The sequence below is a fragment of the Xanthomonas sp. 10-10 genome, from assembly GCF_040182365.1.
Classification (GTDB): Bacteria; Pseudomonadota; Gammaproteobacteria; order Xanthomonadales; family Xanthomonadaceae; genus Xanthomonas; species Xanthomonas arboricola_F.
Window position 1 is genome coordinate 182,012 of the sequence record NZ_CP144460.1, and the last position, 14,774, is coordinate 196,785.

A 14,774-nucleotide genomic window follows, 5' to 3' on the forward strand; every position below is an offset into this window, starting at 1 on the left:
CGCCCCACCGACGGCCGCGCCGCGGCCGCTGGCACGCGCATTGGCATGGCAACGGGATCTTCTCGTCAGCGTGATTAGGCTGGCGGGTGTGATCTGTTTTTGCGAGTGAGCCATGCCCTCTTCCGAGCTTCGCGCCTTTGTCGTCCGTGTGATCGTCGTGCTGGCCCTGGTGGCCTGTGCGTGGATGATGTGGGCGTTGTCGGATCTGTTGTTGATGGTGTTCGGTGCGATCGTGGTGGCGGTATTGCTGCGTGCCTTGTCCGGCTGGGTGAGGCGACGCACGCGCCTGTCGGACGGCTGGGCGCTGGCCCTGGTGGTGATCGTGCTGACGCTGGGGTTCACCGCATTGCTGTGGTTGTTCGGGTCGCAGCTGGCCTCGGAAGTGGGCGCCCTGCAGCGCACCTTGCCGCAGGCCTGGACGCGCGTTCACGACTGGCTCGCCGCCGGGCCGTTGGGCCCGGCCCTGGACGAACTGACACGCCAGGCGCCGGCGCGCGTATCCAACCTGGCGCCGCGCGCCGGTGCCTTTGCGCTGAGCATCACCGGCGGTGTGGCCAATCTGTTTCTGGTGCTGGCCGGCGCGGTGTATCTGGCAGCGCAGCCGCAGCTGTATCGGCGCGGCGCGCTGTTGTTGCTGCCGGCGCATGTGCGGGCCACCACCGACGATGCGTTGCAGGCCAGCGGCACCGCGTTGCGGCTGTGGCTGCGCGGCCAGTTGATCGCGATGGCGGTGGTGGGCGTGCTCACTGGCCTGGGGCTGTGGGCGCTGGGCATTCCCGGTGCACTGGCGCTCGGCATCGTGGCCGGGTTGCTGGATTTCGTGCCGATCGTGGGGCCGATTCTGGCGGCGATTCCGGCCATCCTGCTGGGCTTCACCGTCAGCCCGCAGATGGCGTTGGCCACTGCGGCGCTGTTTGTGGTGGTGCAGCAGATCGAAGGCAACCTGCTGCTGCCAGTGATCCAGCAACGCACGGTGGATCTGCCGCCGGTGTTGTTGCTGTTCTCGCTGTTCGGCATCGGCATGCTGCTCGGCCTGCCCGGCGTCTTGTTGGCCGCGCCGCTGACGGTGGTGGGGTACGTGCTGATCAAGCGCTTGTACGTGCAGGAAGCGCTGGGCACGCCCACCACCATCCCCGGGCAAAAAGCGCGCTGAGCGCGCCAGCAAGGCGTTGCAAGCGGCTACCGGGTGGGTGTGGACGGCGCGCCCAACACCGGAGCGTGCGCATGGCCACTGTCGCAGCGAGCACCGGCCGCGCCCGGCTGTTCGTGCGCACGGCCGTTGTGTTGGCCGCTGTACGCCCAGCGTCGCACGCGGCCTTGGATGCCAGGCGTGCGTTGGTACGCAGGCCGCATCGTAGCCGCTGACGGCGGCAACGCCGACACATCCGGCACAGCGCTGCAGCGCGCGCGGCCGCTATGCTCCACGGCGGATCACGCCTGGGAGGGCTTGCATGACATCACCGTGGTGGAAGACACGTCGTTTGATCGCGCTGATCGGTGCCGCCTGCGCCTTGAGTGCAGCGGCTGCAGACCTTGCAGCCGCACCCGCCACACCGACGCCCGAAGGCGTTCGCCAGGTTGCGCCGTTTGCCCTGCCGGTCTCCGAGTATCTCAGCCCGGCAGCGCGCGCCCACGTGCAGGCCGAGGTGGCACGTGCGGACCCGTTGGCCAAGGCCGACAACGCCACCTTGCTGCAGCAGCTGCCAGCCATTCGCGCCGACACCGAACGCTGGGCCGAAGAGGTGATCGCGCAGCTGCGCACGCGCTATGCCGTGGAGGTCACGCGCGAGCGCTGGAACGCGGTTTCCGTGCTGCGGGTGGAGCCGCGCACGCGCACGCCCGAGCAGGCCAGGCGGCTGTTGATCGAGCTGCATGGCGGCGGCTTTGTCATGGGTAGCGCGCAATCGTTCGGGCTGATGGAAGCCATCCCGATTGCGGCAATGACCGGCATGACGGTCATTGCCGTGGATTACCGCATGGGCCCGGAGCATCGCTTCCCGGCGGCCAGTCAAGACGTGGCGGCGGTGTATCGCGCTGCGCTCACGCGCTATGCGCCCGCCCACATCGGCCTGTTCGGCTGCTCGGCCGGTGGCGTGCTCACCGGCGAATCGCTGGCGTGGTTTGCCAAGGAGCGTTTGCCGATGCCGGCAGCGGCAGGCATGTTCTGCGCGGCCGGCGATGCCCGCTACCGAGGCGATTCGCGCTATGTGGTCGCCGCAGTGAACGATGCGCTGCTGCCGGACGCGGCCGGCCAATTGCCGATCATGGAAGACCTGTACTACGGCGATGGCGTGGATTTTCACGACCCGCTGGTGTCTCCGGTGTTTTCCGATGCGGTGCTGCGGCAGTTTCCGCCGACGCTGCTGATCACCGCCACGCGCGCGGCCGAACTGAGCGCGGCCGCATACACGCATTCGCGTTTGATCGACCTGGGACGTGAGTCGGACCTGCACGTGTGGGACGGGCTGGGCCACGCGTTCCATCTCACCGATACGTTGCCGGAAAGCCAACAGGCGTTGCGCGTGACCGCACGCTTTTTCAGCCGGCATCTGGGCCTGCCGGTGCCAGCGTCGGCAGCTGCTCGCTAACGCGGCGCTGACACCGGCTAGGCACAGTGCTTACATCTTCTCGCCTAGGTTGAAGTCGACCGGATGCGGCACCTGCTGCATCGATCATCGAAACAGGAGAAATCGGATGAGTCTGCAAATTCCCCAGGGAGCCTTGGTAGTCGTGGCCGACGGCGGCGAAGCGCGCTGGTTCACCAACACCGGCAACGAGGCCAAGGTGGTGTTGCGCCAGCATGCGCGCACCGACGTGCAGAACGTCGACGACGATGGCCCGGCCGGCAAGGCACCGCAGGATCTCACCGAAGCAGACCGCGATGAAATGACCTTTGCCAAGCAGCTGTCGCAGGCCTTGAACGATGGCGCGCTGAAGCACGACTACGCACATCTGGTGCTGGTGGCCGACCCCACCACGCTGGGCCGCATCCGCCCGTTGTTGCACAAGGAAACACAGCAGCGCCTGGTTGGCGATCTGGCCAAGGATCTGACCAACCTGCCGCTGGAAGATATCCAGCGAGCCCTGTCGTAAGCGCCCCGATCACATCGCGCAAGCCCGGCGCTCGGCATCGGGAGGAATTTCGTACACTCCCGTTCCGGGCTTATTGCGCACCGCCATCGACAGCAAGTCGTGGTTCAGTCGCGCATCGTAACGGAGGCAGTATCGATGGGGTTTGTTCGCGAATACGCTACACAGGCGCCTGAGCGTAGTGAGATCGACGCGCAGGCCGGGCTGCAGGTGCTGGAGTTCGGCACCGACTGGTGCGGGCATTGCATCGCGGCGCAGCCGTTGTTGCAGAAGGTGCTCGGTGGCTACGACGCGATGGCGTACCGCAAGTTCGAAGATGGAAAAGGGCGGCCGCTTGGTCGCTCGTTTCGGGTCAAGCTCTGGCCGACGGTGATCCTGCTGCGCGATGGCCAAGAAGTCGCCCGCGCGGTCCGCCCGCAGACGCGTGACGATCTGCAAGACCTGCTGGCGGTGCTGGACGCAGGTTAATGCGCATCGCGCTTGCAGCCTGCAGTTGCCTACACGCTGCGGCCTGCCGATTGCGCGCGTCGTCGCATTGGGAGCGGCCAGGAAGACGTGGCGAGCACTCGTCAGCTTCGTGCAGACGATGCAACTAGTGCTGCAGACGATGCACCTGGAACTGCAGTGTACGAAGTCGTACATGCCCACGCCGAGCACGTGCCGCGCCCATCTGGCAACTGCACAGGTGTGTGGGCTGTTCCGAGCGTGCAGCGCCACGCAACCCGCCGTGCCCAGGCATCAGAACCTTATTATTGGCATCGCGCAGCCGGCGTTGCCGCGGTCTTGGGCACTGCGCAACATCACGCAAACGCCTGAAATCAGCGCAAATCCTGCACTGCGCGCGTTCGCGCCTGCAGCGACTTGCACGCTGTAGTAACATGACGCGCTGATCAAGCCCTTGGGCGCACGCCCATCCCTTTGGTCATCTGTCCCGCAGCGCCGCTGAGTTGACGCGGCCGTCCGGGAATGCCTCCGGCCTCTCCAGTGCATGTGCTCCTGCCGTGTGTGTGTGATGTGCCGTGTCCTGTGGGTTGTCAGGACGAGCGGGCAGCGGTGGCCCGCAGCTGAAAAGCACCTGGAGACCAACACATGCACGACACACGCGCGATCCGTTCGCACTTCGGCTGGTTCAAACGCCGCCGCCAACTGCAGCTCGACGATGTCACCGTGGTGGATCGCGGCATGCTGCGCCGTGCGGTGAGCGCCGCGGCGCTGGGCAATGCGATGGAGTGGTTCGACTTCGGCGTCTATGGCTACCTGGCGGTGACGCTGGGGCAGGTGTTTTTCCCGGCGAGCAATCCCACCGCGCAGTTGATCGCCACCTTCGCCACCTTCACCGTTGCCTTCCTGGTGCGGCCCATCGGCGGCATGGTGTTCGGCCCGCTGGGCGATCGCTACGGGCGGCAGAAGGTGCTGGCGGCCACGATGATCCTGATGGCCTTGGGCACCTTCAGCATTGGCCTGATTCCCTCCTACCAACGCATCGGCCTGTGGGCACCGGCCTTGCTGTTGCTCGCACGCTTGCTGCAAGGCTTTTCCACCGGCGGCGAATACGGCGGCGCGGCCACCTTCATTGCCGAATACGCCACCGACCGCAATCGCGGCCTGATGGGCAGCTGGCTGGAATTCGGCACGCTGGGCGGCTATATCGCCGGTGCTGCCACGGTGACCGCGTTACACATGAGCGTGACCCCGGCGCAGATGCTCGATTGGGGCTGGCGGGTGCCATTCCTGATCGCAGGCCCGCTTGGGCTGCTTGGCCTGTACATGCGCATGAAACTGGAAGAAACCCCGGCGTTCCGCGCCTACACCGAACAATCCGAACAACGCGAGCGCGAGACTGCGGGCCAGGGCCTGATGACCCTGCTGCGCCTGCACTGGCCGCAGCTGCTCAAGTGCGTCGGCCTGGTGCTGGTGTTCAACGTCACCGACTACATGCTGCTGACCTATATGCCCAGCTATCTCAGCGTCACCATGGGCTACGCCGAGAGCAAGGGACTGCTGCTGATCATCCTGGTGATGCTGGTGATGATGCCGCTCAACATCGTCGGCGGCCTGTTCAGCGACAGGCTGGGGCGTCGGCCGATGATCATCGGCGCGTGCATCGCCCTGTTCGCGCTGGCGATTCCATGCCTGCTGCTGATCGGCAGCGGCTCTGATGCGCTGATCTTCCTTGGATTGATGCTGCTGGGGCTGGCGCTGGTGTGCTTTACCAGTTCGATGCCGTCCACGTTGCCGGCGCTGTTCTATACGCCGGTGCGCTACAGCGCCCTGTCGATCGCCTTCAATGTATCGGTGTCGCTGTTCGGCGGCACCACGCCGCTGGTCACCGCCTGGCTGGTGGAGCGCACCGGCGACCCGTTGGTGCCGGCGTATTACCTGATGGGTGCGGCGGCGATCGGCCTGGTGACGATGCTGTTCGTGCGCGAGACCGCCGGCCTGCCGCTGCGTGGCTCGCCGCCGGCGGTGGCCAGCGAGGCGGAAGCGCGCGCACTGCTGCAGGCCGATGGCCCGGTCACGGTGGATGCGCAGTTGCCTGTCCCCGGCACGCCGTCGGTAGGCCAGCCGCGCACCGCATGAGCGCGCGCGGCGCTCAGCGCAGCGCGGGGTCGCGGGTGTCGGGCATGTCCGGGTAGGGCATGCCCCGCCCGGTTTCGACATAGCGTTTGAGGCTGCTGCCCAGGAAGTACCGCCAGCTCTGGGTGCAGGCCTCCAGGCACGGCGAGTCGCGGTAGCCGGACTGCACGAACTCCACCCGCGTGCCCTCGCTGGTGGAGATCAGATCGAATCGCATCACCGTGCCCTCCCAGGCTGCGGTGTCGAGCATGTTGGAGCGCTCGCAGCGCCAGCGCACCAACCGATGGTCGGCGCCTTCGTCGATACGCAGCACCACCTGCCAGCCATGGCCGCTCCAGTCCAGGCGCACGCAGTCATCGGCCTGCTGCACCTCGCGCGTCCACCAGCGTGCCAGTTGCACGGGCTCGGACAGCGCAGCGGACACCACTTCGGGCGCGGCGGCGATCACGATGCTGTGGCGGATCTCACGGTTCATCTGATGGGCATTGCCTGCGTGGACGCCGATGATCGCGCATTTTGCCAGCCAATTGCAGCTCTAGCCGATTTGCGGGCAGCCGCTCGTCGCGCTCACACGGCGCTGGGTACCATCGGCGCAGCCCCTTATGACGAGAGCAGGCATGACGACGCTTCCGATACCGGTGATGGATGTGGCCGCGCAGCGCGACCTGGCCACGGCGCACGCGCTGCTGGAAAACCCTGGCGTAGCAGCCCAACTGGCCAATGCGCTGGGCGCGCCGATCGAGAGCCTGATCACCAAGCGGCTGCCGAAAATGGTGACCCGCAGCATCGACGGGCTCACTCGCCGCGCGCTGCAGGTGGCCATGAAATCGGCACTGCTGAGCCTGCGCGGCAAGCGCGAGGCGGTGCAGCCGGCCTCCACCACAAAGCACACCCTGGCAGTGGCGGTGGCCGGTGGCGCCGGTGGCTTTTTCGGCCTGCCGGGCCTGATGGTGGAGCTGCCGCTGACCACGACCGTGATGCTGCGCTCCATCGCCGACATCGCGCGCGCCGAAGGCGAATCCCTGCAAAGCCCGGACACCGCGCTGGCCTGCCTGGAAGTGCTGGCGCATGGCGGCCGCAGCGTGGGGGATGATGGCGCCGAATCGGGCTATTTCGCCGTGCGCGCAGCCATGGCACAGCAACTCAGCGCCGCCGCCCGCCATGTTGCCGCGCACGGCTTCGCCAGCAAGGGTGCGCCGGCCCTGGTGTCGCTGGTCTCGCGCATCGCCGCCAAGTTTTCGGTCAACGTGGGCGAAAAACTCGCCGTGCAGGCGGTGCCGCTGGTGGGCGCGGTGAGTGGCGCCACGCTCAACACGGTCTTTATCCGCCACTTCCAGGCCATGGCCCGCGGGCACTTCATCGTGCGCCGGCTGGAACGCAAGTTCGGCGAGGAGGCGGTGCGGCGGGCGTATGAGGCGCTGCCGCCTGCGCCGCACCCACGTTAGAAGCATCGGATCGATCAGGCCAGGGGACAGGAGGACTGTCGATCCGATGTGGATCTATCGATAACGGGGTGCTGTCAGTTCCTGCTCAGATGGGCTGCGGCGTACACAGCGCGCGCGCCGTGGCAGAGCCGATGAACTGGTTGTTCGCGTCGCTCACCATGACGGTGGCATTGATGAAGGTGCTGGTGCGAGGGCAGTAGAACGAGCAATCGGAACTGTTGCTGCAGTTCCTGGGGAATATCGCACCTGCGGTGTTGCTGAAACTCCAGGCGTATTTGAACGGTTGTGGCGACCCAGGGCTATCCACGCCTGCCCAGCAATAGTCGCTGCCGGTGCAGTCGAGCAGGACCGTGGACGCCTGCGCCTGGGCGCTGGGTGTGGCGGCGATGCCGGCAACAGCCAGGAAAAGACTCGCGGTGCAACTAGCAACAACCTTGTTCATGCACATATCCTCGTGAGTAGGTCCCCCACCGCGATAGTGCATGCTGCGCATCCATCCGGATGAGATGCGCATCGCCAATTCCTCCGGCGTGCGGCCGGGAACGGCAATGCCTGTGAGACCCATCGCATGACCTCGCATCCTGCTGCGGCCATGCATAATCGAGCGCCTTCGAAGGCCCACTTCCGATGTCCAAGCCATTCTCTCCCGCTTCCGCACGCAACCGCGATCCGATTCTTGCCGTGTTGCAGCGGCACTTTGCCGATTGCCACCAGGTGCTGGAAATCGGCGCGGGCACCGGCCAGCACGCGGTGCATTTCGCTGCGGCGATGCCGTGGTTGCAGTGGCAGGCCAGCGACCACGCCGATCATCTGCCGGGCATGCGGCAGTGGCTGGACGAGGCCGCGCTACCCAACACACCGCCGCCGATCGCCATGCAGGCCGTGTTGACGCCCTCGCCCGGGCTGGCACCGCTTCCGACCTTGCCCGTGCAGCCCGATGGCCGGCGGGGTTTCGATGCGATCTACAGCGCCAACACCTTGCACATCATGGGCTGGCCGCAGGTGCAGGCCTTGTTTGCGGGCCTGCCCGCGGTGATGGCACCGCAGACGGTGCTGGCGGTGTATGGGCCGTTCAATCGCGATGGTCAGTTCACCAGCGACAGCAATCGCGACTTCGATGCGATGCTGCGCACACGCGATGCGGCGTCGGGTATCCGCGATGCCGCCGCCGTGGACGCGCTGGCCGCGCAGGTGGGCCTGCAGCTGGTGGACGATGTGGAAATGCCGGCCAACAACCGCTGCCGGGTATGGCGTCGGAGTTAGGGCGTAGTGCCGCTTGAGGCGCGTCAGGCAGTGCAGTTGCGGGCGCTGCATCGCATCCGCGCCAGCGCCTGCCGTCCTCGCATTGCCGAACACGCAACGCTGCGTGATCGCTTGCGGTGTCCTCGTCGTGGCCGCGAGGCACCGCCTGCCAGATCCTACGCTGCGCCATCGCTGCATGTCATTGCTGCGGTCGATCGCGGCGAACCGCCTGCGGTGTCTTGCCGGTCCAGACCCGGAACGCGCGTACGAACGAGTTGGTATCTTCAAACCCGAGCAGCAAGGCGATTTCCGCGCTGGACATCATGGTCTTGCGCAGATAATGCTCGGCCAGCGCCGCGCGCACCTTGTCCAGCGTCTGCTGGAACGTGGTGCCCTCATCATGCAGACGGCGTTGCAAGGTCCGGCAGCTCACTCCCAGGCGCTTGCTTACTGCCTGCATCGATACCTCGCCTGCAGGCAGGGCTTCGAGCAACGCGCTCCTGACACGTTCGACCATGCTGGCGGTGCGATCCAGGTCGGCCAGCCGCTGGCGCAGCGAAGGTTCGAAGAACTCCCAGAGCTTGTGATTTTCAGTGAGAAACGGGCGCTCGATGTCGGCCATCGAAAACACCAGCAGCGGTGCGGTCGTGACTTTCACCGGCCTGCCGAAAAAAGCGGCATATAGCGCCCTGTCGGCATCGCTGTCGTCATCGGACAATGGCCAGCCCACCTGCAGCGGCACCACCGGCGTGCGCGTGGCAAGGCGAGCCAACTGCACGAAAAACACGAGTTTGAACGCCATAAAGACGTTGGGCGGCGGCTTGGTCTGGTCGAGAAAGCCGATGGTGACATTGGCCTGCGTCTTGCCGCGCTCCACGCCGATCACCATCGGTGCGATCAGTTTGACGAAACTGCCGATACGATCGAGTGCGTTGCCGAGATTGGCGCTGCATAACGCGGCAAACAGCTCCGGGTCGAACCAGTCGCTGGTCATCACCCGCGCGATGCGTAGCGGCGCGGGCAGTTGCGCATCGATGGAGCGCGCTTCGGCCTCGATGGCAAGCCAAAGGTCGAAAAACATCGCCGGGGTCAGGCGTACGTTGTCGCGCGAAAACAGATCGCCCGGCAATTGCGCGCGCCGTAGCACCGGCGCCGTGGCCAGGCCCGCGTCCTGCATCAGCAATCTCCAGCCTGGCCAGATCGCGTAATCGAGGATCGAGCCGGGGCGCACGGACGTTGAGTTTTTTTGAGGAATCATCGAAAAAGCTTAGGTGTCGCCCGCAGCGTAAGCAACTGAAAAACACGCAGAAAACCGATCTCGACAGGTTGGCGCGATCGGCATGACGGTTGGCGCGATCGGCTAGAGCGTTGGCGCCGATCGCCGCGCATAGTGCGCTCCGGCAGCCCCGCTACCCCCCGCTGCCTGGCAAAGATGTCCATCCATCACGCAACGCTCCACGTCCTTTCGGGAATCCACGTGCACCTGTTCAAACGCATGATCGTGTTGTCTGCCGCAACCCTTGGCAGCGTTGCTATGGCCAGTGCCGCCGGCCTGCCGGGCGCGCCAGCGGCCCCCGCGCATCGCTCGGCCGCCAGCCAGGATGCGATGCCGCTGTGGCAGGTGCGCGAGATCTCGCCGGCCATCCGCGAAGTGGCCTACGCCAACCCGCCGTTGAATCTGATCGAGCCGCGCACCCTGGTGGAATTGAATGCGCTGGTGACCAAGCTGAGCGCGGACGCACAGCTCAAGGTGGTGATCTTCAAGAGCGCCACGCCGGGCTTTTTCATCAATCACTTCGACACCAGCCAGTTTGCCGGCTTTGCCAGCCAGACCGGCGCTGGGTCCAAGCCGTTATGGGTCGATCTGATCTCCAACCTGCAAAAAGCGCCGTTCATCAGCATTGCGCAGATCGATGGCCGCACGCAGGGCGGTGGTAACGAACTGGCCCTGGCGATGGATCTGCGTTATGCCAGCACCGATGCCGTATTCGACCAGCCGGAAGTGGGCTTGGGTTTGTTCCCAGGTGGCGGTGGTCCCGACCATTTGGTGCGGCTGGCAGGGCGCGACAAGACGCTGGAGGCATTCCTGAGCAGCGATGACTACGACGCGGCCACCGCAGAGCGTTTCGGCTGGGTGACACGCGCATTGCCTGCCGCAGCGCTGGAGCCGTTCGTCAGCACGCTTGCTGCACGCATCGCCAGCTTCGACAAGACCGCACTGGTAGAAACCAAACGCCATATCGATGCGATCGCCTTGCCGACGGAAGCCGAGCGTTTGGCGGCCAACCAGAAATTCCTTGGCTCGTTGTCGTGGCCGGGCCTGAGCGCGCGTATGCCGGTGTTCGGGAAGCTGATTCAGGAGGCCGGCCCGGCCACCGTGGAAGGCCGCATGGGCTACTACATCGGCGAAGGTAACCGCAGAGTGCACGAAGGCGCGGGAAAGTAACACGTCGTTGCTTGGCAGCCATGGCCACTGCCTGGCTGCTGCGCCACACCATATCGATTCGATCCAACTTTTTTTTCATCACCATTACCTGGCGCTCGGAGAGAGAGCAATGAAGAAGACAATTCTGGTCACCGGCGCCTCGTCCGGATTTGGTTTGATGCTGGCCACGATGTTGCACAAGCAGGGCCACACGGTTGTTGGCACCAGTCGCGATCCCGAGCGGCATGCCACCAAGGTGCCGTTCAAGTTGCTGCGCCTGGACATTGACGACGATGCCTCCATCCAGGAATTCCCGACCGTGTTGTTCCGCACGATCAAGAAGCTGGATGTGCTGGTCAATAATGCCGGCTACATGCTCACCGGCCTGGCCGAAGAAACGCCGCTGGATGCGGCACGTCAGCAGTTCGAAACCAATTTTTGGGGCACGGTGAAGGTGACCAATGCATTGCTGCCGTACCTGCGCGAGCAGCGCTCCGGCAAGATCATCACCGTCAGCTCCATCGTCGCGTTGATCGGCCCGCCGAACCTTGCGTTCTACACCGCCTCCAAACATGCGGTGGAAGGCTATTTCAAGTCGCTGCGGTTCGAGCTCAATGCCTTCAACATCCAGGTGGCGATGGTCGAGCCGGTCTGGTTCAAGACCAATCTGGGCAAGAACGCGGTGGCTGCCGCCAGCGGCGGCATCGCCGCCTACGATGCGTATCGTCGCAAGGCACAGGCTGCCACGCAGAAGGGACTGGACGAGGCGGAACAGCCCGATGCCGTGGTCAAGAAGATTTCCGAGCTGGTCGATTCCACGCAACCCAAGTTCAGCAACCCGGTCGGCAAGATGACAGGCATGTTCCTGTTCCTGCAGAGCTATGCGCCAAAGATGTTTGAAAGCTCGATTCTCAAGAGCGTTGCCGGCGCCGCCTGAGCGGCCAGGCATTGCGTATCACCGCCTTCGATCCAAGGACACCGCAGTGAAATACTATCTTTGCAAGTACATGCCGCCGCGCGCAGAGTTTCTGCAGACCATGAGCGCAGATGAAAAGACCTGGATGGCGCAGCACGGCGTCTTCCTGGACAGCCTGCTGGCGCAAGGCATCATCGTCGCGCATGGGCCGGTGATGGACCCGGCCGGTGGGTATGGCGTGTCGCTGTACCGCATTGCCGACGATCAGCAGATCGAGCAGCTTACTGCGCAGGACCCGATCGTGCGTAATGGTGCCGGCCACTACGAGCATTACCCGATGCTGCATCTGAAGGCACGCGATTAAGCGCAGCTGACAGGGCTCTGTAATGACGTCAGGCGTGCGTCGTCGATGCTTGGTGCGGCATGTGCCACTCCTAGGCTCGGGTTGCTCGGTGCCTTGCGCACCCACCTGAAGACGGCTCGCGACGCGTTGTTGCCCGCTTTCAAGCGCTGCGTACCATTCGGCTGCGCGGCATCACGTGGCCGCGTACATCGCTCGGGATCGGCATGCCGCTCGCGGACGCTACAGGGTCAAGCATGTTGCCCGCATCCGTTTGAAGATGGCGCATTACGTGCCGGTCGCGGCAGCGGCAGCGCCCTTCGACACGACTGCACCCCGCCAGCCCTGCAGCGTTCTCCGCCATTCGGTCACCAAGGCATTGTCATGACAACCACACTCGTAACCGGTGCCTCCAGTGGCATCGGCGCAGTCTACGCACATCGGTTCGCTGCACGTGGCCATCACCTGGTGCTGGTGGCGCGCGCCACCGACAGGCTCGACGCACTCGCCACACAACTGCGCGTCGAACATGCGGTCGCCGTCGAGGTGGTCACCGCCGACCTGACCGACCCGGCGCAGCTGCACAGCGTGACCCAGCGCATCAGCGACAGCCCGATCGACATCCTGGTCAATAACGCCGGTGCCAGCCTCAACGGCGGCTTGCTGCACGCGCAGCCCGCCGCACTCGAACAGCTATTGCGCCTCAATGCGTTGGTGCCGACCTTGCTTGCACGTGCTGCGTTGCCTGGCATGCTGGCGCGCGGCCACGGCGCCATGATCAACATCGCCTCAGCACTGGCGCTGTTGCCGGAGTACTCGCCAGGCATCTATGCCGCCACCAAGGCCTATGTGTTGGCACTGTCGCAGAGCCTGCACGTAGAAGTGGGTAACCGGGGTATCCACGTGCAAGCGGTGTTGCCGGCCGCCACGCGTACCGAGATCTACACACGTGCCGGCATGGATATCAGCCGCGTCCCGGATGTGATGGAGGTGGACGCGCTGGTGGATGCGGCGCTGGTCGGCTTCGACCGCAAGGAGCTGGTGACCATTCCACCGCTGCCCAATTCCGCCGACTGGGATGCCTTCGAGCAGGCCCGCATGACCCTTGCCAAGGGCTTCAGTCATGCCGAACCGGCCGCACGCTATCACCCTTGATCGCGCCAGGCTCAGTTGCCGCCGGCACCGCTTCTCAACCTCCCATACCGGCGTGCAACGCAGTTGCTGCGGCCACGCTGTTGCCCGCTGTCTTCCGCTCCATCCCTCCGCGTAAGGATCAGACATGACGTACAGAACGCTGAACCCCTATACCGAACAAATGACTCGCGTCTTTCCCGAACACACCGATACGCAGGTGGAAGCCGCGCTTGCCGCTGCCGACGCGCTGTACCGCTCCAGTTGGTGTCGGCAGGACCGTAGCCAGCGTCTGGCGGTGCTGACCACGCTGGCCGAGGTGATCGCCAGCGAGCGCGATCTGCTGGCGCGCACCATGGCCGAAGAGATGGGCAAGCCGCTGCTGCAAGGGCTGATGGAAGCGGATCTGTGCGCAGACATCGCACGCTACTACGCGCGCATGGGAGAGGACTTGCTCAGGCCGCAGCCGCTGCATACCGATGTGGGGCAGGCAACTGTGGAATTGCACCCGATCGGCGTACTGCTGGCGGTGGAGCCGTGGAATTTCCCGCTGTATCAGTTGGTGCGCGTGGTCGCGCCGGCAATCGCCGTGGGCAACCCGGTCATCTACAAGCACGCCAGCATCGTGCCGCAATGCGCGGCCTTGTTCGAAGAGCTGGTGCTCCGCGCAGGCGCACCGCAGGGCGCGGTGAGCAACCTGTACATTTCCGCCGCCAAGGTGGCCGAGCTGATCGGCGACGACCGTATCCAGGGCGTGGCCTTGACCGGTTCGGAAGGTGCGGGCAGCAAGGTGGCCGCGCGGGCGGGCGAGATGCTCAAGAAGGCAACGATGGAGCTGGGCGGCAGCGATGTCTTCGTGGTGCTCGACGATGCCGATCTGGGCAAGGCCGTGGAAGGCGCCATCTTCGGGCGACTGGGCAATGCGGGCCAGGTCTGCACCGGAGCGAAACGTTTCATCGTCCATGCATCCATTGCGCGGGCGTTTACCGACGCCTTCGTCACTGCCATGCAGTCGGCGCCGGTGGGCGACCCGCTGGATGCGCAGACCCTGCTGGGGCCGCTGGCTTCGCGCGAAGGGCTGGAAGGGCTGAGCAAACAAGTGGACGCCGCCATCGCCCATGGCGCCACCGTGTTGACCGGCGGCAAGCGTATCGATCGGCCCGGCTTTTTCTATGCGCCCACGGTGCTGACCGATGTGACGCCGCAGAACCCGGCCTTCTACGAGGAGTTCTTTGGCCCAGTGGCATTGTTGTTCGTGGTCCAAGACGACGCCGCAGCTGCGGCATTGGCCAACGATTCGGTGTTTGGCCTGGGCGGGACGATCTACTCCGGCGACATCGCGCGCGCACGTGCACTGGCAGCGCAGATCGAGACCGGCATGGTGTTCATCAATACTCCAACCACCTCGCGCCCCGAACTTCCGTTCGGTGGCATCAAGCGCTCCGGCTTCGGGCGCGAGCTGGGCGATGTGGGCATCAAGGAGTTCGTCAATCGCAAGCTGGTGGTGGTGGCCGGCGCCTGAGTCCAGTGGCGCCCGGCGTATCGATGCCGTGGCGCCTTTCTTGTCTGCACGCGCGGCATCCCTCGCCGTGCACTGCCATTGCGGAG

General features: G+C 65.1%; 15 protein-coding genes. 12 read left to right on the forward strand and 3 right to left on the reverse strand.

Annotation, left to right across the window (positions count from 1 at the left end):
• Window positions 1-112: 112 nt before the first annotated feature.
• From VZ068_RS00720 to proP, 5 genes are all read left to right on the forward strand, one after another.
• Window positions 113-1,153 (forward strand): AI-2E family transporter, encoded by a 1,041-nt coding sequence (locus VZ068_RS00720; RefSeq protein WP_349656574.1) that lies wholly within the window; start codon window positions 113-115, stop codon window positions 1,151-1,153.
• 298 nt (window positions 1,154-1,451) lie between these two features.
• Window positions 1,452-2,588: an alpha/beta hydrolase gene (locus VZ068_RS00725; RefSeq protein ID WP_349656575.1), complete on the forward strand. Its 1,137-nt coding sequence runs from the start codon at window positions 1,452-1,454 to the stop codon at window positions 2,586-2,588.
• Window positions 2,589-2,694: 106 nt separating this feature from the next.
• Window positions 2,695-3,093 (forward strand): host attachment family protein, encoded by a 399-nt coding sequence (locus tag VZ068_RS00730; protein ID WP_005994775.1) that lies wholly within the window; start codon window positions 2,695-2,697, stop codon window positions 3,091-3,093.
• Between the two features lie 135 nt (window positions 3,094-3,228).
• Window positions 3,229-3,558 carry a thioredoxin family protein gene (locus VZ068_RS00735; RefSeq protein WP_349656576.1) on the forward strand — a complete coding sequence of 110 codons (330 nt, stop codon included), beginning with the start codon at window positions 3,229-3,231 and terminating at the stop codon, window positions 3,556-3,558.
• Between the two features lie 621 nt (window positions 3,559-4,179).
• Window positions 4,180-5,670: a glycine betaine/L-proline transporter ProP gene (gene proP / locus VZ068_RS00740; RefSeq protein WP_349656577.1), complete on the forward strand. Its 1,491-nt coding sequence runs from the start codon at window positions 4,180-4,182 to the stop codon at window positions 5,668-5,670.
• Between the two features lie 13 nt (window positions 5,671-5,683).
• Here the strand turns inward: proP and VZ068_RS00745 are convergent, their stop codons facing one another.
• On the reverse strand, window positions 5,684-6,142 hold the full coding sequence (locus tag VZ068_RS00745; protein ID WP_259159220.1) for an SRPBCC domain-containing protein: 459 nt from the start codon (window positions 6,140-6,142) through the stop codon (window positions 5,684-5,686).
• A 166-nt stretch (window positions 6,143-6,308) separates the two neighbouring features.
• On the opposite strand from VZ068_RS00745, the gene VZ068_RS00750 reads away from it, so the two are divergent.
• Complete coding sequence (locus VZ068_RS00750) at window positions 6,309-7,112, forward strand: EcsC family protein (protein WP_349657619.1); 804 nt, start codon at window positions 6,309-6,311, stop codon at window positions 7,110-7,112.
• A gap of 85 nt (window positions 7,113-7,197) precedes the next feature.
• Here the strand turns inward: VZ068_RS00750 and VZ068_RS00755 are convergent, their stop codons facing one another.
• Entirely contained in the window at window positions 7,198-7,626 is a 429-nt protein-coding gene (locus tag VZ068_RS00755; protein WP_259159221.1) for a hypothetical protein, read from the reverse strand.
• A 113-nt stretch (window positions 7,627-7,739) separates the two neighbouring features.
• Here VZ068_RS00755 and VZ068_RS00760 point away from each other — a divergent pair, with 113 nt between their 5' ends.
• Window positions 7,740-8,375 (forward strand): DUF938 domain-containing protein, encoded by a 636-nt coding sequence (locus tag VZ068_RS00760; protein WP_349656578.1) that lies wholly within the window; start codon window positions 7,740-7,742, stop codon window positions 8,373-8,375.
• A 178-nt stretch (window positions 8,376-8,553) separates the two neighbouring features.
• Here VZ068_RS00760 and VZ068_RS00765 read toward each other — a convergent pair whose 3' ends face one another.
• Window positions 8,554-9,531, reverse strand: coding sequence for a helix-turn-helix domain-containing protein (locus VZ068_RS00765; protein WP_349656579.1), 978 nt, complete (start codon window positions 9,529-9,531; stop codon window positions 8,554-8,556).
• 300 nt (window positions 9,532-9,831) lie between these two features.
• Here VZ068_RS00765 and VZ068_RS00770 point away from each other — a divergent pair, with 300 nt between their 5' ends.
• From VZ068_RS00770 to VZ068_RS00790, 5 genes are all read left to right on the forward strand, one after another.
• Window positions 9,832-10,800: an enoyl-CoA hydratase/isomerase family protein gene (locus tag VZ068_RS00770; RefSeq protein WP_259159226.1), complete on the forward strand. Its 969-nt coding sequence runs from the start codon at window positions 9,832-9,834 to the stop codon at window positions 10,798-10,800.
• A 109-nt stretch (window positions 10,801-10,909) separates the two neighbouring features.
• Window positions 10,910-11,716, forward strand: coding sequence for an SDR family NAD(P)-dependent oxidoreductase (locus VZ068_RS00775; RefSeq protein WP_259159227.1), 807 nt, complete (start codon window positions 10,910-10,912; stop codon window positions 11,714-11,716).
• A 46-nt stretch (window positions 11,717-11,762) separates the two neighbouring features.
• Window positions 11,763-12,059 carry a YciI family protein gene (locus tag VZ068_RS00780; protein WP_259159229.1) on the forward strand — a complete coding sequence of 99 codons (297 nt, stop codon included), beginning with the start codon at window positions 11,763-11,765 and terminating at the stop codon, window positions 12,057-12,059.
• Between the two features lie 360 nt (window positions 12,060-12,419).
• Entirely contained in the window at window positions 12,420-13,190 is a 771-nt protein-coding gene (locus VZ068_RS00785) for an SDR family oxidoreductase (RefSeq protein WP_349656580.1), read from the forward strand.
• 124 nt (window positions 13,191-13,314) lie between these two features.
• Window positions 13,315-14,688 (forward strand): NAD-dependent succinate-semialdehyde dehydrogenase, encoded by a 1,374-nt coding sequence (locus VZ068_RS00790; protein WP_349656581.1) that lies wholly within the window; start codon window positions 13,315-13,317, stop codon window positions 14,686-14,688.
• Window positions 14,689-14,774 lie beyond the last annotated feature (86 nt).

Coding starts and splice junctions, on each gene's coding strand:
- VZ068_RS00720 (WP_349656574.1), top strand. CDS start 113: ATGCCCTCTTCCGAGCTTCGCGCCTTTGTCGTCCGTGTGATCGTCGTG.
- VZ068_RS00725 (WP_349656575.1), top strand. CDS start 1,452: ATGACATCACCGTGGTGGAAGACACGTCGTTTGATCGCGCTGATCGGT.
- VZ068_RS00730 (WP_005994775.1), top strand. CDS start 2,695: ATGAGTCTGCAAATTCCCCAGGGAGCCTTGGTAGTCGTGGCCGACGGC.
- VZ068_RS00735 (WP_349656576.1), top strand. CDS start 3,229: ATGGGGTTTGTTCGCGAATACGCTACACAGGCGCCTGAGCGTAGTGAG.
- proP (WP_349656577.1), top strand. CDS start 4,180: ATGCACGACACACGCGCGATCCGTTCGCACTTCGGCTGGTTCAAACGC.
- VZ068_RS00745 (WP_259159220.1), bottom strand. CDS start 6,142: ATGAACCGTGAGATCCGCCACAGCATCGTGATCGCCGCCGCGCCCGAA.
- VZ068_RS00750 (WP_349657619.1), top strand. CDS start 6,309: ATGGATGTGGCCGCGCAGCGCGACCTGGCCACGGCGCACGCGCTGCTG.
- VZ068_RS00755 (WP_259159221.1), bottom strand. CDS start 7,626: ATGCGCATCTCATCCGGATGGATGCGCAGCATGCACTATCGCGGTGGG.
- VZ068_RS00760 (WP_349656578.1), top strand. CDS start 7,740: ATGTCCAAGCCATTCTCTCCCGCTTCCGCACGCAACCGCGATCCGATT.
- VZ068_RS00765 (WP_349656579.1), bottom strand. CDS start 9,531: ATGCAGGACGCGGGCCTGGCCACGGCGCCGGTGCTACGGCGCGCGCAA.
- VZ068_RS00775 (WP_259159227.1), top strand. CDS start 10,910: ATGAAGAAGACAATTCTGGTCACCGGCGCCTCGTCCGGATTTGGTTTG.
- VZ068_RS00785 (WP_349656580.1), top strand. CDS start 12,420: ATGACAACCACACTCGTAACCGGTGCCTCCAGTGGCATCGGCGCAGTC.
- VZ068_RS00790 (WP_349656581.1), top strand. CDS start 13,315: ATGACGTACAGAACGCTGAACCCCTATACCGAACAAATGACTCGCGTC.